Annotated in this window: 20 protein-coding genes; 18 read left to right on the plus strand and 2 right to left on the minus strand. The window is 53.6% G+C overall.

Annotated elements, in window-relative coordinates:
- Positions 1-70 precede the first annotated feature (70 nt).
- From bioD to creD, 7 genes are all read left to right on the plus strand, one after another.
- Positions 71-763 carry a dethiobiotin synthase gene (bioD, locus tag ACJJIJ_RS20030; protein WP_444887877.1) on the plus strand — a complete coding sequence of 231 codons (693 nt, stop codon included), beginning with the start codon at positions 71-73 and terminating at the stop codon, positions 761-763.
- Positions 764-880: 117 nt separating this feature from the next.
- Positions 881-2,662: an acyl-CoA dehydrogenase C-terminal domain-containing protein gene (locus ACJJIJ_RS20035; protein WP_444938255.1), complete on the plus strand. Its 1,782-nt coding sequence runs from the start codon at positions 881-883 to the stop codon at positions 2,660-2,662.
- 111 nt (positions 2,663-2,773) lie between these two features.
- Positions 2,774-2,965: a DUF3094 family protein gene (locus ACJJIJ_RS20040; protein ID WP_444938256.1), complete on the plus strand. Its 192-nt coding sequence runs from the start codon at positions 2,774-2,776 to the stop codon at positions 2,963-2,965.
- Between the two features lie 10 nt (positions 2,966-2,975).
- A complete protein-coding gene (locus ACJJIJ_RS20045; protein ID WP_444899202.1) occupies positions 2,976-3,644 on the plus strand; it encodes a nitroreductase family protein in 669 nt (222 codons plus the stop codon).
- A gap of 59 nt (positions 3,645-3,703) precedes the next feature.
- Positions 3,704-4,390 carry a two-component system response regulator CreB gene (gene creB, locus ACJJIJ_RS20050; protein WP_252084314.1) on the plus strand — a complete coding sequence of 229 codons (687 nt, stop codon included), beginning with the start codon at positions 3,704-3,706 and terminating at the stop codon, positions 4,388-4,390.
- A 1-nt stretch (position 4,391) separates the two neighbouring features.
- Positions 4,392-5,816: a two-component system sensor histidine kinase CreC gene (gene creC, locus ACJJIJ_RS20055; RefSeq protein ID WP_444938257.1), complete on the plus strand. Its 1,425-nt coding sequence runs from the start codon at positions 4,392-4,394 to the stop codon at positions 5,814-5,816.
- Positions 5,817-5,940: 124 nt separating this feature from the next.
- Entirely contained in the window at positions 5,941-7,314 is a 1,374-nt protein-coding gene (gene creD / locus ACJJIJ_RS20060; protein WP_252084316.1) for a cell envelope integrity protein CreD, read from the plus strand.
- Between the two features lie 61 nt (positions 7,315-7,375).
- Here the strand turns inward: creD and ACJJIJ_RS20065 are convergent, their stop codons facing one another.
- A complete protein-coding gene (locus ACJJIJ_RS20065) occupies positions 7,376-7,837 on the minus strand; it encodes an EVE domain-containing protein (protein ID WP_252084317.1) in 462 nt (153 codons plus the stop codon).
- A gap of 120 nt (positions 7,838-7,957) precedes the next feature.
- On the opposite strand from ACJJIJ_RS20065, the gene ACJJIJ_RS20070 reads away from it, so the two are divergent.
- The 9 genes from ACJJIJ_RS20070 to ACJJIJ_RS20110 all read left to right on the plus strand — a co-directional run bounded on the left by ACJJIJ_RS20070 (position 7,958) and on the right by ACJJIJ_RS20110 (position 19,982).
- A complete protein-coding gene (locus tag ACJJIJ_RS20070) occupies positions 7,958-9,046 on the plus strand; it encodes a sensor histidine kinase (protein WP_252084318.1) in 1,089 nt (362 codons plus the stop codon).
- 4 nt (positions 9,047-9,050) lie between these two features.
- Positions 9,051-9,866 carry a LytR/AlgR family response regulator transcription factor gene (locus ACJJIJ_RS20075; RefSeq protein WP_252084319.1) on the plus strand — a complete coding sequence of 272 codons (816 nt, stop codon included), beginning with the start codon at positions 9,051-9,053 and terminating at the stop codon, positions 9,864-9,866.
- A gap of 378 nt (positions 9,867-10,244) precedes the next feature.
- Positions 10,245-13,340 carry an efflux RND transporter permease subunit gene (locus tag ACJJIJ_RS20080; protein ID WP_252084320.1) on the plus strand — a complete coding sequence of 1,032 codons (3,096 nt, stop codon included), beginning with the start codon at positions 10,245-10,247 and terminating at the stop codon, positions 13,338-13,340.
- A complete protein-coding gene (locus ACJJIJ_RS20085; protein WP_252084321.1) occupies positions 13,337-14,464 on the plus strand; it encodes an efflux RND transporter periplasmic adaptor subunit in 1,128 nt (375 codons plus the stop codon). Before ACJJIJ_RS20080 ends, ACJJIJ_RS20085 begins: the two co-directional genes overlap by 4 nt.
- Before the next feature lie 92 nt (positions 14,465-14,556).
- Positions 14,557-15,192 (plus strand): DUF6515 family protein, encoded by a 636-nt coding sequence (locus tag ACJJIJ_RS20090; RefSeq protein WP_252084322.1) that lies wholly within the window; start codon positions 14,557-14,559, stop codon positions 15,190-15,192.
- Between the two features lie 117 nt (positions 15,193-15,309).
- Positions 15,310-17,481, plus strand: coding sequence for a mechanosensitive ion channel family protein (locus tag ACJJIJ_RS20095; protein WP_444939596.1), 2,172 nt, complete (start codon positions 15,310-15,312; stop codon positions 17,479-17,481).
- Positions 17,482-17,550: 69 nt separating this feature from the next.
- Positions 17,551-19,041: a rhomboid family intramembrane serine protease gene (locus ACJJIJ_RS20100; protein ID WP_444938258.1), complete on the plus strand. Its 1,491-nt coding sequence runs from the start codon at positions 17,551-17,553 to the stop codon at positions 19,039-19,041.
- An 86-nt stretch (positions 19,042-19,127) separates the two neighbouring features.
- Positions 19,128-19,595: a cupin domain-containing protein gene (locus ACJJIJ_RS20105; protein WP_444883608.1), complete on the plus strand. Its 468-nt coding sequence runs from the start codon at positions 19,128-19,130 to the stop codon at positions 19,593-19,595.
- Between the two features lie 21 nt (positions 19,596-19,616).
- Entirely contained in the window at positions 19,617-19,982 is a 366-nt protein-coding gene (locus tag ACJJIJ_RS20110) for a thiol-disulfide oxidoreductase DCC family protein (protein WP_444938259.1), read from the plus strand.
- Positions 19,983-20,091: 109 nt separating this feature from the next.
- Here the strand turns inward: ACJJIJ_RS20110 and ACJJIJ_RS20115 are convergent, their stop codons facing one another.
- Positions 20,092-21,507 carry a hypothetical protein gene (locus tag ACJJIJ_RS20115; RefSeq protein WP_444938260.1) on the minus strand — a complete coding sequence of 472 codons (1,416 nt, stop codon included), beginning with the start codon at positions 21,505-21,507 and terminating at the stop codon, positions 20,092-20,094.
- Positions 21,508-21,672: 165 nt separating this feature from the next.
- Here ACJJIJ_RS20115 and pepB point away from each other — a divergent pair, with 165 nt between their 5' ends.
- Positions 21,673-22,962 carry an aminopeptidase PepB gene (gene pepB, locus ACJJIJ_RS20120; RefSeq protein WP_444938261.1) on the plus strand — a complete coding sequence of 430 codons (1,290 nt, stop codon included), beginning with the start codon at positions 21,673-21,675 and terminating at the stop codon, positions 22,960-22,962.
- A gap of 235 nt (positions 22,963-23,197) precedes the next feature.
- Positions 23,198-24,373, plus strand: a complete 1,176-nt coding sequence (locus ACJJIJ_RS20125) for a DUF3667 domain-containing protein (RefSeq protein ID WP_444938262.1) — start codon at positions 23,198-23,200, stop codon at positions 24,371-24,373.
- Positions 24,374-24,399 lie beyond the last annotated feature (26 nt).

Below are 24,399 nucleotides of genomic sequence, written 5' to 3' on the forward strand. Positions count from 1 at the left end.
ATTATCATCAAGTGGCTGGCGTGAAAAGTCACCACAAGAAAAAATTTGAACTTTTTGAATAGGGGAGGCCTTGGTCTTGGGCAGAAGTTATTTTGTAGCCGGTACCGATACCGAAGTGGGCAAGACCTTTGTCAGTGCGGCCCTACTCACAGCGGCCGCGAATGTGGGATTGCAAACCGCAGCGGTAAAACCGGTGGCCTCCGGTTGTGAGCAAACTGAATATGGACTGCGCAATGAGGATGCCTTGCTGTTACAGGAGGCCATGACTTTGCATCTGCCTTACCAGCAGGTGAACCCTTTTGCATTGGAACCGGCAATCGCCCCCCATATCGCCGCCATAGAGGCGGGTAAGCAGCTCAACGTATCGCGCATGGCTGGAGTCTGCCGCGGTGTGATGTGTGCCGGAGCTGATCTGGTGTTAATCGAGGGGGCCGGTGGTTGGCGCACACCCCTGGGTCCCAGAGCCTTTCTTTCACAACTGCCGCGGGAGTTGAATACCCCGGTGATTCTGGTGGTGGGCATGCAGCTCGGCTGTATCAACCACGCACTGCTGACCGCCGAGGCGATCCGCCACGATGGGCTGCCTCTGGCGGGTTGGGTGGCCAACTTCGTCCGTCCGGGCATGGCACGGGCCGAGGAAAACCTGGCCACCCTTGAGGCCCTGCTGCCGGCCCCGTTGCTCGGTGTGCTGCCCCATAGCGAGACGCGGGATTACCGCGAAGCGGCTCAACACCTGGATATCCGCCCGCTGATACCCAGCTAAAGCACCTCATCAAAGCATTCTCAGTCGGGCCCGAGAGGGCCCAAATTGGTTGACTTTGTACGCCTTCGGCCCTAGATTCAAACAAGCGTTTGAAACACCTGAATGAGGACCGGGAGCATGGCCGACTACAAGGCGCCACTGCGGGAGATGAACTTCCTGCTGCACGAAGTATTTGCTGCGGAAAAACTCTGGGCGGAACTGCCCGGGTTGGCCGGAGCTGTGGATCGCGAGACCGCAGATGCGATTCTCGAAGAGATGGCCAAGTTGGCTTCCAACACCCTGGATCCGATTAACCGCAGCGGTGACGAAGAGGGCTGTGATTGGAACGATGGTGTTGTGACCACTCCTGCGGGCTTCAAAGAAGCCTACGCCACTTTCTGTGAGGGTGGCTGGGGCGCGCTGTTGGGCAACCCAGAGTACGGCGGCATGGGTATGCCGAAGATGCTGGGCGCTCAGGTCGAGGAAATGATCAACGCCTCCAATATCTCCTTCGCTCTCTACCCGGTACTGACCAACGGTGCCTGCCTGGCGATCGATGCTCATGCCAGTGAAGCGCTGAAACAGAAATTCCTGCCCAAGATGTACGAGGGCACCTGGGCCGGGGCCATGGACCTGACCGAGCCCCACGCCGGCACCGACCTGGGTATTATCCGCACCAAGGCCGAGCCCCGCGAAGACGGCAGTTACAGTATTAGCGGCAGCAAGATCTTTATCACCGGCGGTGACCAGGACTTGTCCGAAAATATAATTCACCTGGTACTGGCCAAGTTGCCGGACGCACCCAAGGGCCCTAAAGGCATTTCCCTGTTCCTGGTGCCGAAGTACAAGGTGAGCGAAGACGGCAGCATCGGCGAGAGCAATAACGTTAATTGTGGTTCCATTGAACACAAGATGGGCATTAAAGCCTCCGCTACTTGTGCGATGAATTTCGATGGTGCTCAGGGTTGGCTGGTGGGTGAGGAGAACAAGGGCCTCGCCGCTATGTTTACCATGATGAACTACGAGCGTCTGGGTGTGGGTATCCAGGGCCTCGGCGCCTCTGATCGCTCCTACCAAAACGCCCTGGAATACGCTCGCGATCGTATCCAGAGCCGCTCTCCTGCCGGTGCCCAGCAGCCGGAAAAAGCTGCCGACCCGATTATCGTGCACCCCGATGTGCGCCGTATGCTACTCACCCAGAAAGCACTGGTGGGCGGTGGCCGCGCCCTGTCCACTTACGTGGCTCAATGGCTGGATATCTCCAAGTTCGGCGAGGGTGAAGAGAAAAAGAACGCCGAGGCTATGGTGGCCTTGCTGACCCCTGTGGCCAAGGCCTTCACTACCGATATGGGCCTCGATTGCACCGTAATCGGCCAGCAGGTTTTCGGCGGTCATGGTTATATTCGTGAATGGGGCCAGGAGCAGCTGGTGCGCGATGTGCGTATTACCCAGATTTACGAGGGCACCAACGGTATTCAGGCATTGGACTTGGTGGGTCGCAAGACCGTCGCCAGCGGTGGCGCCCTGTTCGAGCTATTTGCTGCGGATGTACAGCGTTTTATCGCTAGCCAAGTTGACCGCGAGGCGATGGCTGAGTTTGTACAGCCGCTGGCAGCTGAGTTGCAGCGCCTGCGCGAAGCCACAGAGAAAATGATCGCCGCAACCAAGGAAGACCCCCACGCGCCGGGTGCAGCTTCGGTGGAATACCTGCATCTGTTTGGCTATGTGGCTTACGCCTTTATGTGGGCCAAGGTGGTTGCAGTTGCGTTGGACAAGCAGGAGGCGGACAGCTTCTACAAGGGCCAAGTGAAAACTGCACGCTTCTATTTTGCGCGCTTACTGCCGCGCACCCAGGCACTCGCCAGCAGCGTCAATGCCGGTAGCGCCACCCTGATGGATCTGGAAGAGGAACTGTTCTAACAGCCCTCTCGGTAGATTCTAAAAAAGCCTCGCCTTGCGGGGCTTTTTTTATGGAGTCGCTTTTCGCTTTCTCCTACACTCGGGAGAAAACAATAAAGAGCGAAACAGCCAATGACCAAAATCTCCCAGAAGAGACTCTCCGAGGAAGATCAGGCCCGGGTCGATCAGTATCTGCAAAGCGCGGTCAACCAAGTGGAGCGCAAGCCCTTCCGCCCCTGGTTGTTGTTCGTCATGCTCCTGGTGGTGCTGACCCTGCTGTCGTTGATCAGCGTGTTGATCGCGCAGACCAAAGGCGTGGTGTGAGGGGCTTGCTATGGAGCCCGATAAAAACTTTCAGCCACTGGATTTTACTTGCCTTGACGATGACGAGATGCGCCGTCGCGCAGGGGACTTTTTCCGTTTGATGCGCCGGCGCCGCTCGGTGAGGGATTTCTCAGTTAAACCTGTACCCCGCGAGGTTATCGAAGACGCCGTGCGTGCCGCCGGTAGCGCTCCCAGCGGGGCCAATATGCAGCCGTGGCATTTTGTCGTCGTTGAAAATGCCGAGGTTAAACGACGTATTCGCCTGGCCGCGGAAGAGGAGGAGCGCGAGTTTTACCAGCGCCGTGCCTCAGAGGAATGGCTCAACGCATTGGAACCCCTGGGCACAGATGCGCACAAGCCTTTTCTTGAAACGGCGCCCTACCTGATTGCAATTTTTCTGAAGAAGTTTTCCAGTGCGGAAAATGGTGAGCGATTAAAAAACTATTACACCGCGGAATCGGTAGGTATCGCCACAGGCATATTGATTGCTGCCCTGCATAATGCCGGTGTGGCGACCCTGACCCACACCCCCAGTCCAATGAAATTTCTCAATGAAATTCTTGGCCGCCCTATACAGGAAAAACCCTATATGATTCTGGTGGCTGGGTTGCCCGCTGAAGGTGCTCAGGTGCCAGCTATCGGCAGAAAACCCTTGGATGAAATTGCTGATTTTATTTGAGTTACCGCTTTCCGCGCGGCAAAAATAGATACACTGGTGGAATTTGAGCTTAGGGTTCCATGCCAAGAATATTGATCGTCGAGGACGAAGGCGCAATAGCCGATACCCTGATTTACGCGCTGCAGGCCGAGGGTTTTACCACTCACTGGCTGGCGCTTGCCGGCGAGGCATTAGCACTGCTGAAGAGTGAGTCTTTCGACTTGGTGATTCTGGATGTGGGACTGCCGGATATCAGTGGCTTCGAAGCCTGTAAACAACTGCGACGCTTCTCCGAAGTGCCGGTGATTTTTCTCACTGCGCGCAACGGGGAAATAGACCGGGTTGTAGGGCTTGAAATTGGCGCAGACGATTATGTAGTGAAACCTTTCAGCCCGCGCGAGGTGGCAGCGCGGGTCAAGGCCATCCTCAAAAGGGTAGCGCCACGCTCAAAGAGAGTAGAGCTATCTGAGGCTAAAGGCCCTTTCCGTATCGATTCGGTGAGTTACCAAATCCTCTTCCACGAACAGTTATTGCCTCTGACCCGCCACGAGTACCGCCTATTGGAAACCCTGCTGGCCCAGCCCGGAAGGGTGTTTTCCCGTGCACAATTGCTCGATGCTTTGGGGGTGGCTTTGGAAGTGGGGTATGAGCGCAATGTCGACAGCCACATCAAAGGGCTGCGGGCAAAAATTCGCGAGATAGCACCAGACTCCAAGCCAATCCAAACCCATCGCGGCCTCGGATATAGTTGTTGCCCGGAGCAATAATATGCCGCTCGGGATACGCATTTTTGCCGTCTATTTCCTGTTTGTAGGGCTGGCCGGTTGGTTTGTATTGGGCACGGTGATGGATGAGATTCGCCCCGGCGTGCGCCAGTCCACTGAGGAAACCCTGGTGGATACCGCTAATCTATTGGCGGAAATCCTGCGCGACCCGGTGATCGCCGGTAACTTGGCTCAAAGTCATTTACCCGAAGTGCTTAAAGCCTATGGTCGTCGCCGCCCGGAGGCGAGTATCTGGGGGTATACCAAGAGCCAGGTCAATCACCGCATCTATGTCACCGATGCCAGCGGTACAGTATTACTTGACTCCAGTGGCCTCGCGGTTGGGCGGGACTACTCCCGTTGGAACGATGTTTATCTGACCTTGCGTGGCGATTACGGTGCCCGATCCACCCGCGAAGACCCCAATAATCCAGATTCTTCCGTCATGTATGTGGCGGCGCCAATCCGCGATGGCGAACAGATTATCGGCGTGGTTTCGGTAGCCAAGCCCAATCAAACCTTGCAGCCCTATATCGAGCGTTCGCAGCATCGTTTGATCTGGCAGGGTGCGGGGCTGGTTGTGCTCGGCTTGTTGGTAGGCGCCCTTCTGTCCTGGTGGCTCAGTCGTGCTCTGGGGAAACTCACCGATTATGCCCAGGCTGCCAGTGCGGGCCACAGGGTAAAACCGCCGCAGTTACCCAGTGGAGAGTTGGGGCAGCTGGCTGTGGCGGTAGAGCAGATGCGCAGTGAACTAGAGGGCAGGGACTATGTGGAGCGCTATGTACACACCCTGACTCATGAACTGAAGAGCCCATTGGCGGCCATTCGCGGTGCCGCCGAGCTGCTCGATAGTGATATGCCGACCGAACAGCACCAGCGTTTTGTGGGCAATATCCAGCGGGAGGCCGAGCGATTGCAGCAGTTAAGCGAACGGCTGCTGCATCTGGCCCAGGTGGAGCAGCGTCAGGGGCTGGAGGAGCGAGTGGCGATACCGCTGGCGCCGCTCGTTGAGGAGCTAATCGAGGCTCAGCGAGTTCGTATCAGTGCCGCCCAGCTGCATGTGGAGCAAGAGCTGGCACCGGCACTGCAGCTATACGGTGAGCGCTTTCTGCTGCGGCAGGCCCTGGCCAACCTACTGGACAACGCGCTGGATTTTACCCCGGATGGCGGCCTGATTCGCGTCAAAGCCGAATGCTGTGGAGAATGGGTCAAGGTGTGCTTGTTCAATCGGGGCGAGGCAATCCCGGAATATGCCCTAGGGCGCCTTACTGAGCGCTTCTATTCACTGCCGCGTCCTGGGGGCGGGCGTAAGAGTACTGGACTGGGACTCAATTTTGTTGAGGAGGTGGCGGAGTTACACGGCGGTACTCTGTCGATCCGCAATGTGTCTGGTGGTGTCGAGGTCAGTCTAAATTTGCCCGCAGCCTGATGGGTAAAGTTACTTTCCACTGGCCCCCACACAATCTCCCCAGACTCTCCATATTGCCTCCATCGGCAATCCATACTCGCAGCTCAGACTGAGGTTATCGAAATTGGATACCGAGGTCTGAACCATGAACCGAGCCCTGGCTTTTAAATTGGGCGCTATTGCTGTTTTGATTTTGTTGCTTCTTATTCCACTGACCATGATCGATGGCCTGATCAGTGAGCGAAAGCGTTACCAGAGTGATGTGCTAAAGGATATTGCCCGCAGTTCCAGCTTTAACCAGCAAATTACCGGCCCTATTTTAGTGGTGCCCTACGTCAAGAAATACTGGAAGTGGATAACCAATGAAAAAACCGGTGAGAGGCACAAGGAGCAGCGGGAGGAGCGCGGCCACCTGTATTTTCTGCCCGAGCGCTTTGTCTTCGATGCCGACCTGACAACCGAGCGGCGTGCTCGGGGTATCTATGAGGCGCTTCTGTACCACAGCGATAGCAAGGTCAGTGGCTTGTTCCGAGTGCCGGAGAAACTGGGCTTGGGAGCGAATTTGGATCAGTACCGCTTTAGCACGCCTTACTTATCGGTAGGTATCAACGATATTCGCGGTATCCGCAACGATCTGAAATTGCGCTTGAACAACCAGACATTGGAATTTGCACCGGGCAGTCGCGCACCGATACTCGGTGATGGTGTGCACGCTATGCTGCCAATGGTGGATTCGGAAGGCGGCCAAACCCTGGCGTTTTCATTCGATCTCAAACTGCAGGGTACCGAGCACTTCAGCCTGGTACCGGTGGGTCGTGACAGTCGTGTAATGATGAGGGCCGATTGGCCGCATCCGAGCTTCTTTGGCAACTTCCTGCCCAGTAGTAGAGATTTAAACGATCAAGGATTTACTGCGGAATGGCAGACCAGCTTTTTCGCCACCAACTTGGAGGAGATACTGCGGCGCTGTCATGGGGAGGATCAATGTAACAACCTGACTAATCGCCGCTTTGGTGTGAGCTTCCTCGATCCGGTGGATCAGTACCTGAAAACTGATCGCGCGATTAAATATGCATTGCTGTTTATCACCCTGACCTTCGCCACCTTCTTTCTGTTTGAAATACTCAAGCGCTTGGCGGTGCACCCGGTACAGTATGCCCTGGTAGGTTTGGCGCTGGCGTTGTTCTACCTGCTGCTGTTGTCACTGTCAGAGCATATCGCCTTCGTCAAAGCCTACATAATTTCCGCCGCGGCTTGCGTTGGGTTGATCGGTTTTTATACCAGTGCGGTGTTGCGCAGCTGGCAGCGGGGGCTGGGATTCGCGGGACTGTTGGCTGCCCTATATGCACTCTTGTATGGTCTGCTCAGAGCTGAGGACTACGCCCTGTTGATGGGCTCGCTGTTAGTGTTCGGGGTGCTTGGCTGCACTATGGTACTGACTCGTCAACTGGACTGGTACAACGTCGGGCACAGCCCTACCCAGAGGGGCGGCGAGCCCGGTAAAGATGAACAACCGTAAGCTGGGATAAATCACTTCGGGGTGGTATGTAACCGCCCCGTTCTAGTTTTCGCTTCCGGTTTTATTGCCCGCCCAATTTCACGATGTAATTCCACTCTTCCTGGCGCACCGGCTGTATCGACAACCGCCCCTGCCTGACGAGTACCATTTCCGCCAGCTGTGGATCCTTCTTGATTTCTGCCAGGGGTATCGGGCGTTTGAATTCGCTGCGCCATGCCAGGTCCACACAGAACCAGCGCGGACTATCGGCGCTGGCCTTGGGGTCGAAGTACTTGCTCTCGGGGTCGAATTGCGCCGGGTCCGCATAGGCGGCGCGCACTACCTCGGCGGTGCCCACCACCGCCGGCAGCTTACAGGCGCTGTGATAGAACAGCACCCCATCGCCCACGGCGACCTGATCGCGCAAGAAGTTGCGCGCCTGGTAATTTCGAATACCATCCCAGCGGCCGCTGCCATTGGCTTCGGCGGCGAGGTCTTGCAGGCTGTACTCATCGGGTTCGGATTTGAATAACCAGTGTGTCATGCGGCAGTTTGTCCCTGTGCTGCGCCGGTTGGTGTTTCGCCGGCGATCGGTGCCATTTAGTATGAAGCCATACAAAAGTGTCAAATCGGCGTTATCTTTTTACGCCTCTAGCGGGAGATTATGGGAAACAAAGCATTTCAGTGGCTTTCAGAGCGCCTGTCGAGCCACAGGTCCCAGTACTGGGCCCTGCAACTCAGTGGTTGGGCCGGCTACACGCTGCTGACTTTTATCGGCAGCTTTTTCTGGGTGAAGGACCATTGGATCCACTCGGGTTATATTGCGGTGGCCACCGTCGCCGGGATATTTCTTAGTGAAGTCATGCGTTTCGGCTTTCAGCGCCTATGGAACAAGCCTCCGGTGACTCGATTCTTTGGTTCACAGCTACTGGTGATTGGCGCAGCCGCTGTGTGGGCGGCAATCAAGTTTGGTGGCTCCCTGTGGCTGTACGGTAAGGCGAGCGATGAGCACCCGGTATGGCAGGCTACGTATTGGTTCTCCTATTCGTTTATGATCCTTACCACCTGGGCGGCGCTGTATTACGGCATCAAGTATTATCGGTCTTCACAGACTCAGCGGGCCAAGGCTCTGCGTGCGGAATCCATGGCGCATCAGGCCCAGTTAAAGATGCTGCGCTACCAGCTGAATCCCCACTTTCTCTTCAATACGCTAAACGCTATCTCCACTCTGATCTTGGATAACGATGGGCGCACCGCCAACAATATGGTCACACGCTTGTCTCAGTTTTTGCGTCATTCTCTCGATAATGACCCCATGCAAAAGGTTACCCTGGCCAAGGAAGTGGAGGCCCTGATGTTGTATTTGGATATCGAGAAAGTACGCTTTGCCGATCGCCTTGGGGTACGGCTGGATCTGCAGGGCGATTCGCCCCAGGCATTGGTGCCCAGCCTACTACTGCAACCTCTGGTGGAAAATGCAATTAAATACGGTATCTCTCAACTGGAGAGCGGTGGCGAGATCAATATCAAGGCGCGAGTGTTCGCAGGGGAGTTACTGCTCGAAGTGAGCGACAATGGTCCGGGTATGCCGGAAGAGGAGTTGCGCCTGATAGGCAAAGGTTACGGTGTTGGTATTCGCAATACCTGTGAGCGCTTGCGTGCTCTGTATGGCGATGATCAGAGAGTGCGTTTCCACAACCGTCCACAGGGTGGGCTGTCGGTGAATATCCGCATTCCCTATGAACAGGAATAACGAGATGAGTGCAGTTGAAAACCTGACCGCAGTAATTGTCGATGATGAACCCCTGGCACGTCGCGGCCTGCGCCTGCGCCTGGAGCATATGTCCGGTGTCGATGTAGTCGCTGAGTGCGGCAACGGCCGCGAGGCTCTGGAAATTATTCTGCAGCTAAACCCGGATGTGGCGTTTGTGGATATTCAGATGCCTGGCGTCAATGGTCTGCAGCTGGTGCAGCAAATACCCCTGGAAAAACTGCCCCAGGTGGTGTTCGTAACGGCTTATGATCAGTATGCGGTGGAGGCCTTCGAGGTCAACGCGGTAGATTACGTATTGAAACCCATCGAAGAGGAGCGACTGCAACTGGCTCTGACTCGCGCACGGGAAAAAATGGCCACGGCAGATATCGCCATACAGCGCGAGCAGCTGTTGGAGGCGGTTGCGGATTTGACCAAGGAATCTCCGGAGGCACTGGAGCAGAAACTGGTCAGCGGCCAGTTTGCCGGCAGCGCCTACCCGGATAAAATCGCTGTGAAGGACTCTGGCAAGATCACCCTAGTGCCGGCACGGGAAATCGATTGGATTGACGCTGCCGGGGACTATATGTGCGTACACGCCCAGGGCGAAACCCATGTGATGCGCATTACCATGAAGGAATTGGAACAACAGCTGGATCCAAAATTATTCCAGCGCATTCACCGCTCCACTATCGTAAATTTAAGCCGTGTACGGGAAATTCGCGCGCATATTAATGGTGAATATCACCTGGTGTTGGACAGTGGCGAGTGCCTGAAAATGAGCCGCAGCTATAAGAGTAAAGTGCAGCATTTTCTTTGAGGTGTTTTTGCGCCTAGTGGAAATAAAAATTCACTCAGTAACCTGATCGAATATTCCCGACATTTTGTCGCAACGGCCTTGTTTGCAATTCCTAATGTATTAGCCTTCCTCTCCCTAGCCCGTCGGCCTCCAGCGATGGGCATATCGCGCAGCACAGGAAGTGCGGTTATTGGCCCAGAGCTAGAGTGTCTGGAATAATGCCTATCACCCCCAGAAAAATGGTATTTTTTCCAAGAAAATAAACCGGGTGCGAACCGACATACTAACTGCAGATTTACGATCTCTGCACCAGTATTTTGTCAGAGACAGTGAAATAGATCAGGACATGTCTGGGTCACTGCCACACTAACCGTAAATATATAATTAAGGGCCTATGGAATGGCACTGACAAAAGCCGCTCTGAAAAATCCTGCTGCCGCCGGCGTGGTAGTGGTGTTCGCAGTCTTGCTGGGGGCTTTTCTTGCCAGCCGCTTACCAGTACAGCTTTTCCCCGATATCGAAAGCCCGCGTATTGTTATCCAGGCGGGCTGGCGTGCTGCCGCACCGAAAGAGGTGGAGGCAGAAATTGTCGAGCCGATTGAATCGGTTCTGCAGGGCCTCACCGGTCTGGAAACCATGGAGGTGAATGCTGGCCGTGGCGGTGCTTGGGTAAATCTCGAATTCAGTATGGGCACCGACATGGACAAGGTGCTGATTGATGTGATCAGCCGTATGAGCAGCTTGCCGCCTTTGCCGCGAGATGCGGAACCGCCGCGGGTAATGTTAGGTGGTTGGGGCGGTGGTACCAATGCACTTACTTATTTCTTTTTGCAGAAACTGCCTGAAAATCCCAACCACCTCGACGACTTTACCGGCCTGATTGAGGATGTGTTGCGGCCGGAGCTGGAGTCTGTGCCGGGTGTGGCAAGTGTGGAGGCTCAATCCGGTCGTGCCGCGCAAGAGGAACTGCAGGTTATTTTCGACCCTTGGAAAGCGGCCGATTTAGGTATTCAGTTGCCGGCGATCAGCCGTCAGTTGGCCTCGGCAAGAGATGTTTCTGGTGGTTTTACCGATGTCGGGCGTCGCCGCTACACACTGCGTTTTGTCGGTGAGTACAAGCCGGCGGATTTATCCGAACTGGTGCTGGAGTGGCGCGATGGCCAGCCAGTGCGCCTCGGTGATATTGCCGAGGTGCGTGTAGGGCCCTCTGAGCCCCGCGGAGTGGCCACACAAAATGGCAATCCGGCTGTCTCTATGCGCATCAACCGCGCAAACGATGCCAATATGCTTGCCACTCTGGAGCTGGTAAAACAGAAAGTGGAGGAACTGAATGAGACCAAGCTGAAAAACGAACAGCTGGTACTGGTGCAGTCCTTCGATGCCTCGGTATTCGTTTACCGCGCCCTCAATTTACTTGGCGGTAATATGATTTTGGGCATATTGCTGGCGGTGGGGGTGCTCTGGTGGTTTATGCGGCGTATGCGCGCTACTTTGATTGTGGCAGCCGCTATTCCCATTTCCCTTTTATCCACCTTCGTTGTCATGTCTGCCGCTGGGCGCAGTGTCAATGTGATTTCCCTTGCTGGCCTTGCTTTCGCTACCGGTATGGTGCTCGATGCGGCAATTGTGGTGTTGGAAAATATTGTGCGTCTGCGGGAAAAAGGCAGCAATCCGGAGGAGGCCTCGGAACAGGGCGCCGGTCAGGTTTGGGGTGCATTGCTGGCGAGTACTGCCACTACCGTAGCGATCTTCCTGCCGGTATTTTTCCTCAACAGTGTCGAGGGACAGGTTTTTGGTGATCTGGCTCTGACGATTGCAGTGGCAGTGGTATTTTCCCTGTTGGCAGCTATTGCCATAGTGCCACTGGCGGCAAAACTGTGGCTGCCCTCGATTTCCAGTGAGGATCGCCTAGCTCATGTGTGGGAGAAAATTGCCACTCGGGTTATGGCACTGACCGGTACCCGTGCGCGTCGCTGGCAGGTGATCGGTGGCTTTCTGCTGGTGCCTATTGCCGCAACTTATTTCCTATTACCCAATCTCGATTATTTACCGCCGGTAAAAAGGGATGCGGTGGATGTATGGATGAATTTCCCCGCGGCTACAAATACCAAAACTATCGAAAAGGATATCGTCAACGAACTGGACCGGCGCATGGCACCCTTTATGAGTGGTGAGCGCGAGCCGGCTCTCAAAAACTACTACATCATTACCTGGCCCAGCGGCGGAAATATGGGCGTGCGTGTTAAGGATATGGATCAGGCCAAGGAGATGGAGACGCTGTTGCGTGAGGAAATCCTGGTAGATATCCCCGACTTTCAGGGCTTCGCCGCAAGGGGCAACCTGTTTAGCCGCTTTGGTGGAGATCGCAATATCGCCCTGCACCTGCAATCCCGCGATGCTGATGGATTGATGCGCGCGGCTGCCCGCGGTGTTGAAGTGGTGGAAGAGGTGATGCCGGGCACCCCAGTGCAGACTAACCCGGGTCTGTCTCTGTCTGAACCAGAGCTGACTGTGCGCCCTAACGACCGCGCCATGCTGGAGCAAGGCTGGAACCGCCAGGATATGGGGGGGCTGATTCGCACCCTCGGCAATGGCCTCTATGTGGGTGAATACTTCGACGGGGAAAAACGCCTGGATATGATTTTCAAGGCCAAGCCTTGGAGTACACCGGAACAGTTGCAGAATACGCCGTTGGTCACTCCCCGTGGAGAGGTGGTATCGCTGAGCCAGTTGGCGAGTGTGGAGCGCACCGTGGGCCCGGGCAATCTGCGTAGAGTGGATGGTCGTCGCACTATTACCCTGAATATTGTGCCACCGGATGACATCTCTCTAGAGGAAGTACGCGCCCAGCTTGAGGAAGAGGTGCTGCCGAAAATTCGCGAGGCTCTGCCCGAGGATGGCAGTATTCTGGTGGGAGGGAACGCTAGTGATTTGGATAAAGCTCTGGTATCCCTTTCACAGAACTTCCTGTTGGCGCTGTTGATTCTGTTCCTGCTGATGAGCGCTTTGTTTCGTTCACTGCGCGATGCTGGGCTGGTGCTGTTAACCGTACCGCTGGCTACTGTCGGCGGGGTCTTGGCACTGCAGTTGCTGAATTTGATCAGCTTCCAGCCCCTCGATCTTCTCACCATGATTGGTTTCGTTATTCTGCTGGGGTTGGTAGTGAATAACGCCATCTTGTTAGTACACCAGACCCGCTCAGCGGAAGGCGCGGGCGCTAGTCGGATAGAGGCGGTGGAACAGGCGTTGCGCCTGCGCCTGCGGCCGATCTTTATGAGTACCTTGACCAGCGTATTCGGTATGTTGCCCCTGTTGGTAGCTCCGGGCGAAGGAAGTGTGATCTACCGCGGTCTGGCCGCCGTGATTGTCGGTGGAATGGCGGTCAGTACTCTGTTTACCTTGATTTTATTACCGGCGCTGTTACAGACCGGTCGCCTGCCTGTGCCGCAATTTACCCGCTTGCGTCAAAGACTGGCCCTGAGGAGTTCCCAATGAAAAAGTTACTTGCCGGAGTAGTCCTGTCCCTCACCTCTGTGGGACCGGTTTTGGCCCAGAGTGGCGCCGTGGCGGTCACTGTGGATCGGGCTGAGACCCGCCAGATGGCAGCTAGCCAGTGGTCCGCGGGGGAGGTGGTGAGCCGTCGCGATATTCGTATTTCCTCTGAACTGGATGGCGTGTTGGAGTTTGTTGCTGAGCCCGGTAGCTTGGTAAAAAAAGGTGAGCGCCTGGCGCAGTTGGATGGGACCCACTGGCGCTTGCAGCTACGTAATAGCGAGAGTCGTATTGCCCAGCTGAAGGCGCGTCTCACCTACCTGGACGCGCAGCTGCATCGACTGAGTAAATTGGCGGAAACCAACAGCACCTCCCGTGCGGCGCTGGAGGAACAGCAGGCCGAGCGCGAGGCGATGGCCCAGGATCTGTTGGCCGCACAGATTGAGCGGGATAGGCGCGCCTATGAACTTGGTAAGACCAACATTGACGCCCCCTTCGATACCCTGGTGGTGAGTCGCGAGTTGCAGGCGGGGGAATATGTCCGCACCGGCTCCGAGCTGTTGCGCGCGCTGGATATGTCCCAGCTGGAGGTGGAGGCAGATATTCCGTTGGCTGCTCTGCCCCTGATTGGTGCCGGCGACAGTATTTCGGTGCGCAGCGATGCCTTGTCCCTCTCCGAGAGTGAGCGCGCCAAAGCACGGATTATCAGCGGTCATGTGCGCCAGTATGTACCTGTGGCTAGCGAAAACTCTCGCAGAGTTAAGCTGATGGTGCAGCTGCCCGGCAAGGCTTCACAGCAGAGGGACTGGGTAGTGGGCATGCCGGTACAGGTGGCGGTACCCCTGTCTGAGGCCCGCGACACCATGGCAGTTCCGCGTGACGCCTTGGTGTTGCGCAATGGCGAAACCTTTGTTTACCGTGTGGATAAAGAGGATAAAGCAGAGCGTTTGTCGGTTCGTGTTGGCAGCGGTGATGGAGAGTGGATAGCCGTTTACGGTGAACTCGCAGATGGCGACCGGGTTATCGTGCGCGGTGCCGAGCGCCTGCAACCGGGGCAGGAGGTGAAGATATTATCAGAGGTGGTGCGCGATAAAGATGACAGCAGTGTTCTGGCGGTGGCTGACTGAATTATTGATACCAGTCTCCTTTAATTAAATTGGGGAACAGAGTTCCATTACAATACACTTCTGCGACATTTACTTGCTCGTCGAGGTGTCTTATGCGTTTCCTGCTTGCGCTGCTGTTACTGACGATTGCCTCAGCACCTCTCGCGGAGACGCAGGTGGTGCCCCTTCTGGACGGGGCGCGCCTTATCGAAGCCAACAATGAAATTTATTTCTATGCAGATGGATATTTCTACCGACAGGGACCAGATGGTTACACCCGTGTGGAGCCACCACTCGGGGCTAGAGTGCCGGAAGTACCAACAGGCACATCCTTTTACCTCGGTGGCAAGGATTACCGGCGAGCAGGGAATGGCACTTTTTTCGAGTTTGACCCTAAAGACAACCAATTTGTGGTGGTTACCCCTCCGGCCAATTGGCGTAATTACAATCGCAATCCCCTAGCACCCGAAGTAAGAATTTACCCGCGTGCCTATCCGCCCAATTACGAATCTACCCGAGCCTATCCTCCTAAATACGAATCCTCCCGCAATGCCAGCCAGCTACGCCATTCGAGAAATGTCCGCCGCCCTGACAGAAATCTCGGTCGTAGGGAAGTGTTTTGCAAGGCCAGAGCAGCCAATCTGGTGAGAAGTGTGCATAGACCCGGAAGGGTATCTGTGATTAGTACTCGCGCCTATCGCAGACAATACCTCAATTGTATGCGCAGCTATGGGCGCAGACGCTACTGAGCCCCTTTAAGTTGAAGAGCCGAGAGCCTGGCCGCTCTCGGCTACACTCAAGAAATAAGCCCCTAGGGGCAAGGTCTTCCCCTTGCTGATACTGCTTCATGGACAGATGTGTATTTTATGCTGGGTGTTGGTGGTTACTTCTTTACTGATAAGCCTAAGACTCGCACCGGGCAACGACTTTCCCACTTTTTTCCGATCGCCCTCTGCCTGATTTTTTTCGCCCTTTGCTCTCTGGCCGCTAGTGCCCAGTTACCCGGTTCCAAGCCCAAGGAATTCAAGGCGGTGGTGCCTGAGTTTGCCGATCCTTCTGCAGATTGGTGGACCGGCTGGGCCAATGCATCGCCGGAGCAGCGACGAGAGTGGCTACAGGCCATTAAAAAGGGTTGGCAAGAGTGGCAGCAAGAATTACCTGAAGAGGATGAGGCGCTGCAAAAAGGGGCGAAAAAAATTACCCAGAGCCTGGAGGGGGTGGAGGTCACCTGGAAGAAGCGGCAGGAGTATTTAAAAGTTGAGTTAATGCCGGAGGTGAAGTTTCCGGAAAACCCTAGTGTACTCGACTGGGCCCGCGCCGATGCGGCCATTAGCCGCGGTCAACGCCGCCTGAGTGGTGTGCAGCTAGAGGCGCGGCAGCTGCGCGCTAGCCGATCGCAATCCTTGGCGCAGTTGCGCAAGCAGGTAATTGTGCTGCGTGATGCCAAAGGTGAGGAAGAAGATCAGGCGGCACAAGCGCTGTTATTGGCGCAGATCAATCACCTGAATATTATTGAGCAGCTGGATACGGTGAATGAGTTTCTCGGCACCTGGCAGGAAAAAATCGAACTGTCGGAAACCAAGCTGCGCGGTATGCTCGACGACCTGCAGTTCAGTGAGAAGGATGCCGAAAAGCTGGAGAAATCCATCACCGACAGCGATAAGAAAATTGAGCGTATCGCCGCTACCCGCACCAGTATCCAGAGCACTACCGAGCCCTCCACTGACCCCGACGTCAATATGAAAAAGGACCTCACCCTGATGCAGCTGGAGGTGGACCTTTTAGAGGAACACCTGGGTAAGCGCAAGAGTGAGTTACTGCAATCCATCAACCGCGTATTGAATCCAGAAACTGGCGAGGAGACATTGGTTGTCAGTCGCGAGCTGCTGGAGAATGCCAATGCGGTGATCGATAGCACTTCGCGGGAGCTGGCGATCCGACAGCGGCAGGTGGTGGCTTGGCGCGATGAGGAGGAAAGTGCCGATCTGAGCCGTTGGTGGGCCTACTTTGAACGGATCGGCAGTGGTCTGGCGCGGGCCAACGACTTGGAGCAGGATATCCAGCGTTACGAGAAGGCCCAACTTGAAGTTTACCGTGAGCGCCAGGGCTGGTGGGCCACGGTTCGCGAACGTTTGGCGCTAACCGGCCGCCAGGTATACAAACGCTGGCGCACTCTGGCGGATTACCAGCTGTTTACTATCGCGCAAAACCCGATCACGTTGCGCCTGATTGCCAGGATGGCATTTGTGTTGGTCTGCGCCTGGTTGCTGTCGGTGCTGACTCGCGCCTTCCTACGCCGGCTGGTACGCAGGGAACACGCCAGCGAATCCTCCATGTATAACCTGAGTCGCGTATTGCACTACACCTATATCGGCGTCGCCCTGATTGTGGTGTTGAGTATGCTCGGCCTGGATACCTCCAAGCTGGCACTGGTGGCTGGAGCCCTATCTGTAGGTATTGGTTTTGGCTTGCAGGCTATTTTTTCCAATTTCATTTCCGGGCTTATTTTACTGTTCGAAAGGCCCTTGAAGGTTGGGGACTTGGTAGAGCTGGAGTCCGGTGTTTTTGGCCGAATCCGCGATATCAATGTGCGTTCAACCCGTATCACCACCCGCGACAATGTGGATATCCTGGTACCGAATACCGAGTTTGTCGCTGGGCGGGTGATTAACCATACCCTCGATGACCCGGTGCGTCGTATTCATGTGTCCTTTGGTGTTTCCTATGCCTCCGATCCAGACTTGGTGCGGGAAGCTGCACTGGAGGCCGCCTCGCGGGTCAATATCACTCATACCGACTGGAAGCGTAAAACTGAAGTCTGGCTGATGGAATTTGGCGATAGCGCGCTGAATTTTAAGCTGGTGGTATGGGTGAATAGTAACATGGTCACATCTCTGGGTGACTCCTATGCGCTTTACAATTTAGAACTGTTACGGGAATTTCGTGAAAAGGGTATCGAGGTGCCTTTCCCACAGCGGGATCTGCACCTGCGCAGTTGGGATGCACCGGCAATGATTACTCGCGCAGGGAGAAAGTAGTAACCCAGGGAGAGAATCGGGCTTGAGTTGCGGTGAACAGGCGTAGTATTTTCCAAACGGCCGACGGTGATGTCGGCCCCATCCCTGTTATTTTTATTGCAGCGTTTTGCTATTGGGCGTTCGTGCAATATCTACAAGGAACTGCCCGTGCTGATAATCCCGATCCAGAATAAACCAGACTGGCGCCGACCTCCTCTGATGTGCTTTGTGCTAATCCTCGCCAACTTACTGGTATTTATGTTCTACCAGGGCGGTGACGATGCCCGCTGGCAGCAGGCTGAGGAATATTACTTCGACAGTGACTTACCGGATCTGGAGGAGCAGCGCTTCCTGATTTATGTCAATGAGGAGCATCCCGAGTGGCGCCTGCAGATGGATGTGGAGGGCGAGGAATTTGTCTATCGGGAACTACTGTGGAATACGGAATTTCACCAGTGGTTACTACCCCGGCTAGAACAGGAGGGGCAAACCCAGTGGTTACAGCAGCGCCAGCATTTTGCCGGGCTGCGCGACAAGATTAGCAGCATGGCCCTGGGTCTGACGCCGGCGGAGCCCAGCGCGGCTGGACTTTTTGGTCATATGTTTTTACACGGCAGCTGGGATCACCTGATTGGCAATATGGTGTTTTTGCTGCTGTTTGGCTTATCGGTTGAGCTGGCGCTGGGGGGGCTTTGGTTTATCACCCTTTATCTTCTCGGTGGCTTGGCTGCGGCTAGCCTGCATATGTTGGTTGAATCGGGTAGTTATGTACCTATGGTCGGTGCTTCTGGCGCTGTATCGGCGATTATGGGGATGTTCGTTGCTATATACGGAGTGCGGCGCTTGCGCTTTTTTTACACCGTCGGATTTATGTTTGGCGAGTTCAGTGCGCCGGCTCTGATGGTGTTGCCCCTGTGGCTGGGTAAGGAAGTGTTTGGCTACTTATATGGTGATGCCGGGATCGCCTATTGGGCCCATACCGGCGGCTTGCTGGCTGGATTTGTTCTGGCCTTACTGCTGATTTACTGGCGACCACCGTTAAAGGCGATGCCGCAGGAAGAAGAGGAACTACCATCCCCGCAAAAGAGCGCGCTGGCGCGCATCGATCGATTCCAGGAAGAGGGTAAGTTGCTCGAAGCCGCAGAGGCTGCGGCCTCCGCAGTACGTCAGTATCCCGACCACCTACCGCTGATACAGCGCTTTATCGAGTTGACCGCGATTAATCCCGATAGTGAGGCGTATCACCGAGCCAATTTGGCGCTATTTGCCCAGGCGGCCAACCCAACAGTTGATGCTCGTATTATTTCCTCCGGTTATTACAGTTACCTGCAAACTACGCAGAAGCCTCGAGCCCTAACTGCCAAAACTTGCCTGCTGATGGCGCGCCGCGCTGCTGAAGCCAAAAACTGGCCCTGGCTCGATGAACTCTTGAACAAGCTTATTGCGCAAAAAGTACAGCACCCGTTGATACCCAAATTAGGTATGACTCTGGTGAATTATTACCGACGTCTGGGCGAGGAGGGGCGTGCGCGGGAAATGAAGGCGTTAACCCAGGGGATGGAAATATCTGGACAGCCCTAGAGGATAATAACCTGTTTATTAAGATACATTGGCAGTTAGACAGATCCCAGTAAGCATCCATAAGATCAAATTGGCAGGGGAGCCATATGAATAAATATATTCTTAAAAAAGAACAAATCCTGGATATGGAGGGGGAGCACAAGGTGCACTTCCTCAACCCGAATGCAGTGCGCCGCAATAAATCCTTGGGAGACATGACCGGGATAAGTGGCTTTGGCTTTCACATTATTGAAATAGAGCCTGGGTACGAATCCACAGAGTATCACTGCCACAAATTTGAAGATGAATGTGTCTATATCCTGCAGGGGCAGGCTTCAGTATTCATCGGCGAAGAAAACTATATAGTGGGTGAAGGGGACTTTATCGGATATCCGGCTAATGGCCTTCCCCATGTGATGAAAAATACCGGAAACGATATTCTGCGCTGTATCGTAGTGGGCCAGCGCCTGGATCATGATGTAGCAGACTACCCCAATAAGAATAAGAGGATTTACCGTAATAAGGGGTTACCGTGGGAACTAGTGGATCATAAAGATATCGAGCACCCTCGTTAACTCCACAGACAGAGATTCTGTATGGCCACAAAAGTACGTGTTTTCTACAATTCTGCCTGTCCGGTATGCGATGCGGGTATCCGTGCTCAGAAGAAGAAAAACACCACTTGCGGTGTGGAGTGGGAAGATGTTCACCTTGATAATGCCAAAGCACAGCAGCTCGATGTGGACCTGGAATTTGTGCGAGAGCGCTTGCACGTGATTGATACACAGGGGCACCTGCAAGTGGGTTACGAAGCATTTATAGCGATTTGGGAGAACTCTCCCAGTGAACAGTGGAAAGCAAGGTTGTCAAAAACACCGGGTCTGCGATGGTGTCTTAACAAAATCTATAATGGCTTTGCCCGCTGCCTCTATCTATGGAATAGGGCTTTAAAGCACTGGTGAGATTGCTTCTGATTTTCTACCGGGTGGAATAAACGGATAGAGAAAGCACGCAACCCTCTCCTGGAAGCGTGCTATCGGTACAGGCTACTGACTCGTTGACTCTGTGAATTTATTGGCGTGTGTTCTCTGAACTATTTAGTACTTTCCACAGGGTATCGATTTGATTGCGTAGAGTGCTGTTGGGGAATTTCTGTCTAATGAATTGCAGTAATTTCCTGGCCAGATCTTCGCGGTTCAGCCCATCCATATATACCTGTGCCAGCAGCAGGTAAGCCGCATCCAGCTGTAGATAACTTTCCTTGTGTAGATTGTTCAATAATTGCGCCGCCAGCTGGTATTTGTGCTGTTGATAGAGCACCTTGGCTAGGGTGTGGCGAAGCTCGGGTTTTACAATAGGGGGGGCCGGCTCGGTGGCCAGGTAAAGTTCCGCCGCTTTGTGTGGCCGGTTGAGTTGTATGAACTTATCCAGTAAATGGGGGCCAAGTTCCCGCAGGGCTTTTTGGTCCTGGGTTGCCAGTAGCAAGCGGTAGTAGCGTTCGTTGAGGGCTTCATCATTGGGGTAGCGGCGCAAGCCATCTACCAGCGCCTGACGTGCGGCTGGAAGATTCGATTCGCGCATTAAAATCTGTGCATCGGCCAAAGCGCGTGCGCGGTTGAATTCATCCTCTTCCAGAAAGGTACTTTCATCATCCAGTTCGGCCTGAATACCCAGTTTTTGCTGCCGCGACAGGCAGATGTAACCCATCATGGCGCTAGTTACGATATAGAAATAGGTAGTTGTGGCTGCAATCACCGGGCTCAGGGACCAGGGGGGTAGCTTTTCAATGGCAATGGCCATCAGCAGGTTGGGTGCGGCGGAAACCGCAGTGGTGGTAATCCACAACAGCCAGTAGGGCCAGCCGATAATCAAAGTGAATTGTAGTAACTTAAGTGGATTGATCGCCGCACGCAGGCTGTGTTCAAGGGCCAGTACAATCATCGCTGCCGGCGCAAATAGGAAGAGGGCAAAAGCATAAAGCTGCACGGCACCCATACCGAAAGAGAAGAGCTTGTAACCAACAAAACCGGCAATCAAGGTCATAGCGATGACTTTCAAGAACAGCGGTGCACTATTACCGTCCAGGGCATCGCCAATTCCGGGAGCTTCCAACTGGCCACTGGCAAGCCGCTCGATAACCAGCAAGTTGTAGCGGCTCACCAGGGCAACGATGCCCACCAAGGCCACGATTGCTAAAAGACCCAGGCCTGAGATTAGCAAACTGGCTGCAGCTGCCAGTGCTATGATCGCCAGGGGACCTGGTTTTAAGGCGTAGAGAAAATAAAAAATTCCCATCTGCCAAAAGGGCTTAGCACTGTTGCTGGCACCGATATACTCCACTGGATCGCGACACAACGGACACTCGGGTCCAAGGCCCTGATAGTTGGCACTGGAGCCTGGGATACATTCGCTACAGTATTTGCGCTGACAGGGTTGGCACTGCCAGGATGCATCGGCACTGGAATGGTAGCGGCAGGATTCAGCCATGAATTTTCCCTAAAAACTTTTCTTCCTGAAGGTTTATTGTGTTTCTTTCTAACAGTTTATCCGCCGTCATCGTGGCGGCGCAATCGTCGAGTATTTTTGATGTACTGTTAGAATGCAGCGTGAATCCCAATAAAATTGGCACACAAGTTTCAAAAAAGGTGTTGTATGACAAAAGCTATGCGCGTTTATTTGGTGGAAGGCACTGCAGGAGAGCCCTGGGGCGAGGCGGCGTTACTCAGTTTTAATGGCAGCGAAGCGCATATCCATATTGGTGCGGCCAAAGGTGCTGCACTGGTGGCGGCGCAACGCGCGGCTCGGCGCCTCGATGGCATGGGAATCAATGAGGTGATACTCAGCGGTGAGGGTTGGGATATCGAAAGTCGCTGGGCTTTCTGGGGCGGTTATTTTAATCCACGTATCAATAATAAAATCCACTGGGGCAGCGAGGATGCTGGCGAGCTAAAAGAACTGGCAGCACGTGAAAATGCTGCGTGTTGGGTCCGCGAGATTACCAATGGCACGCCGGATGATGTTTCTCCCAGGGTGCTGGCGGAGAGCGCGGCGGAAATGCTACAGAAGCTTGCCCCGAGCGCAGTTAACTATCGCATAGTGGCCGGGGATGACTTGCTGCGCGATGGCTTTGTTGGTATCCACAATGTGGGCCGTGGTAGCGTGCGCGAGCCGGCCATGTTACAGCTCGACTACAACCCTACAGCCAATGCGGATGCTGAGGTGGATATCTGTCTGGTGGGCAAAGGGATCACCTTCGATTCCGGTGGCTACAGCATTAAGCCCTCAAGCAACATGGCCACCATGAAATCTGATATGGGCGGTGCCGCTATGGTGACTGGAGGCCTCGCGCTGGCCATTGCGCGTGGTCTGGAAAAAAGAGTGAAGCTGTACCTTTGCTGTGCGGAGAACCTGGTTTCCGGCCACGCATTTAAGTTGGGCGATATTATTGAATACAAGAATGGTGTCACCGTCGAAGTGCTGAATACCGATGCGGAAGGGCGTCTGGTATTAGCGGATGGCCTACTCGCCGCAGGGGAAGATAAGCCTCGCTTTGTTTTGGATGCCGCTACCCTGACGGGTGCTGCCAAAATGGCTGTAGGCCGCGACTTTAATTCAGTCTTCAGCTTTGAAGATGAAATGGCACAGAAGGTACTGAATGCTGCAGCACATGAAAATGAGAAAGCCTGGCGCTTGCCACTGGAGCCCTTCCATCTGGAGCAGACTCCCTCTAACTTTGCCGATATTTCTAATATAGGCGCTGACGGTAGCCCTGGGGCTTCAACTGCGGCGGCCTTCCTTGCTCGTTTTGTATCGGAGGAGGGCCGCAACTGGGTACATATAGATCTCTCTGGCTCTTACCAGCCAAGTGCCAATGACCTTTGGGCCGCTGGTGCCAAGGGACATGGCTTGCGAACTATTGCTCGTTTCCTACTGGATAATTAATACCCAGCAATTACTGCCAAAAGCCTTGCAAAACGCGCCTAAAATTGGCGCGTTTCTATTTTTTCCTGACCTGCGCCTGTAAATTTTCACGAAATTATATTCCTTTTGAAAGCTTTAATCAGTGAACTTTCACTAGTTGAGGTTTTTTAATTTGGCTCGTTAATTGGGACTTGGGCTCATAAATACGTTTTGTGTAATTCGGAAATTTATTTTAAATTTCGAGGGGTAATAGGTAATGAGTACTACGGCATCCGCAAATCATTCTGCTCAAAAATCAAATCGTTGTGCTAACTGCGAAACTGAACTTTTGGGACCTCACTGTTACAAATGTGGTCAGCCGGTCAAGGGGATGGTGCGTCATTTCTCCTCCATAATTGGAGACTTTTTTGACACTCTACTGGCATTTGACTCGCGTACATGGAAAACAGTGCCATCCTTATTCTTTCGACCTGGATTTTTAACTACTGAATATTTTTCAGGTCGTAGAGTCCGCTATGTAAGTCCTGTAAGGTTGTTTATTTTTCTTTGTATCACCAGTTTTTTTGTTACTCAGATTAATAGTGACTGGGCTATTAACTTTGGTGGCAATAAATCTGTAGTTGTGGATACGGAGTCTGCCGAAAGAGGTCTTGATCAGGCTGTTGAGAATTTAAAAGACCTCCAAAAAAAACATGCTGAAGATAATTTGGTGGTCATCAATTTAGAGGAGGTAGAATCTGATCTTGTTGAAGAACGCATTGAAATTAAGACGGGTTTAGACGAACTGAATACGGATCTAGATAAAGTTAATGTCAATCTGAACGGTGTTACAGGGGCATCAAAGCAATCCGAATATTTCACTAAGGATGCTATTGCTTCGGGGCTAAATGAAACTATTACCGAAATAGATGAAGAGTTTTTTCAAGTTGGCTGGATTCCTGATTCTTTGGAAGATTGGGTTAATAAAAAAGTAGATAGTGCCCATAAAAATGTAGAACGAGTCACTGAAGATCCAAATCGACTTAAGAAAGCATTTCTGGGAGCCTTGCCTTCTACTTTAATAATCATGTTGCCAATTTTCGCCATGATGTTGTGGGTAGCTTACATCTTCAAACGTCGACTTTATATGGAGCATTTGATTGTTGCACTGCACAGTCATGCTTTTATTTGTTTAAGTATTTTAACTGCCAATCTGTTTTACAGCGCAAGCGAAAAGTTTTCTGATTACAATGTAATCTCTTCACTTTTTGATAATCTGTTTTTTCTGCTAATTATTTGGGTCCCCATTTATCTATTTTGGATGCAAAAGCGTATATATCAGCAGGGGTGGCTTATTACCTTATGTAAATACTCTTTTCTGGGAGGGGCTTATTTGATTTTGCTGGCCTTGGGTGCGGCTTTGACTGTTCTCTGGAGTTTGGCAGAGCTTTAGTGCTAGTTTTTAGCTATTCTTGAAAT

This window comes from Microbulbifer mixtoriginis (SeqCode) (assembly GCF_052467945.1).

Excerpts from the sequence above, each read along its gene's own strand:
- ACJJIJ_RS20065 (WP_252084317.1), bottom strand. The coding sequence starts at position 7,837 with ATGACACACTGGTTATTCAAATCCGAACCCGATGAGTACAGCCTGCAA.
- ACJJIJ_RS20045 (WP_444899202.1), top strand. The coding sequence starts at position 2,976 with ATGGAGCCCGATAAAAACTTTCAGCCACTGGATTTTACTTGCCTTGAC.
- creC (WP_444938257.1), top strand. The coding sequence starts at position 4,392 with ATGCCGCTCGGGATACGCATTTTTGCCGTCTATTTCCTGTTTGTAGGG.
- ACJJIJ_RS20040 (WP_444938256.1), top strand. The coding sequence starts at position 2,774 with ATGACCAAAATCTCCCAGAAGAGACTCTCCGAGGAAGATCAGGCCCGG.
- ACJJIJ_RS20085 (WP_252084321.1), top strand. The coding sequence starts at position 13,337 with ATGAAAAAGTTACTTGCCGGAGTAGTCCTGTCCCTCACCTCTGTGGGA.
- creD (WP_252084316.1), top strand. The coding sequence starts at position 5,941 with ATGAACCGAGCCCTGGCTTTTAAATTGGGCGCTATTGCTGTTTTGATT.
- pepB (WP_444938261.1), top strand. The coding sequence starts at position 21,673 with ATGACAAAAGCTATGCGCGTTTATTTGGTGGAAGGCACTGCAGGAGAG.
- ACJJIJ_RS20075 (WP_252084319.1), top strand. The coding sequence starts at position 9,051 with ATGAGTGCAGTTGAAAACCTGACCGCAGTAATTGTCGATGATGAACCC.
- ACJJIJ_RS20125 (WP_444938262.1), top strand. The coding sequence starts at position 23,198 with ATGAGTACTACGGCATCCGCAAATCATTCTGCTCAAAAATCAAATCGT.
- ACJJIJ_RS20105 (WP_444883608.1), top strand. The coding sequence starts at position 19,128 with ATGAATAAATATATTCTTAAAAAAGAACAAATCCTGGATATGGAGGGG.
- ACJJIJ_RS20115 (WP_444938260.1), bottom strand. The coding sequence starts at position 21,507 with ATGGCTGAATCCTGCCGCTACCATTCCAGTGCCGATGCATCCTGGCAG.
- creB (WP_252084314.1), top strand. The coding sequence starts at position 3,704 with ATGCCAAGAATATTGATCGTCGAGGACGAAGGCGCAATAGCCGATACC.
- ACJJIJ_RS20080 (WP_252084320.1), top strand. The coding sequence starts at position 10,245 with ATGGCACTGACAAAAGCCGCTCTGAAAAATCCTGCTGCCGCCGGCGTG.
- ACJJIJ_RS20100 (WP_444938258.1), top strand. The coding sequence starts at position 17,551 with ATGTCGGCCCCATCCCTGTTATTTTTATTGCAGCGTTTTGCTATTGGG.
- ACJJIJ_RS20095 (WP_444939596.1), top strand. The coding sequence starts at position 15,310 with ATGCTGGGTGTTGGTGGTTACTTCTTTACTGATAAGCCTAAGACTCGC.
- ACJJIJ_RS20070 (WP_252084318.1), top strand. The coding sequence starts at position 7,958 with ATGGGAAACAAAGCATTTCAGTGGCTTTCAGAGCGCCTGTCGAGCCAC.
- ACJJIJ_RS20110 (WP_444938259.1), top strand. The coding sequence starts at position 19,617 with ATGGCCACAAAAGTACGTGTTTTCTACAATTCTGCCTGTCCGGTATGC.
- ACJJIJ_RS20090 (WP_252084322.1), top strand. The coding sequence starts at position 14,557 with ATGCGTTTCCTGCTTGCGCTGCTGTTACTGACGATTGCCTCAGCACCT.
- ACJJIJ_RS20035 (WP_444938255.1), top strand. The coding sequence starts at position 881 with ATGGCCGACTACAAGGCGCCACTGCGGGAGATGAACTTCCTGCTGCAC.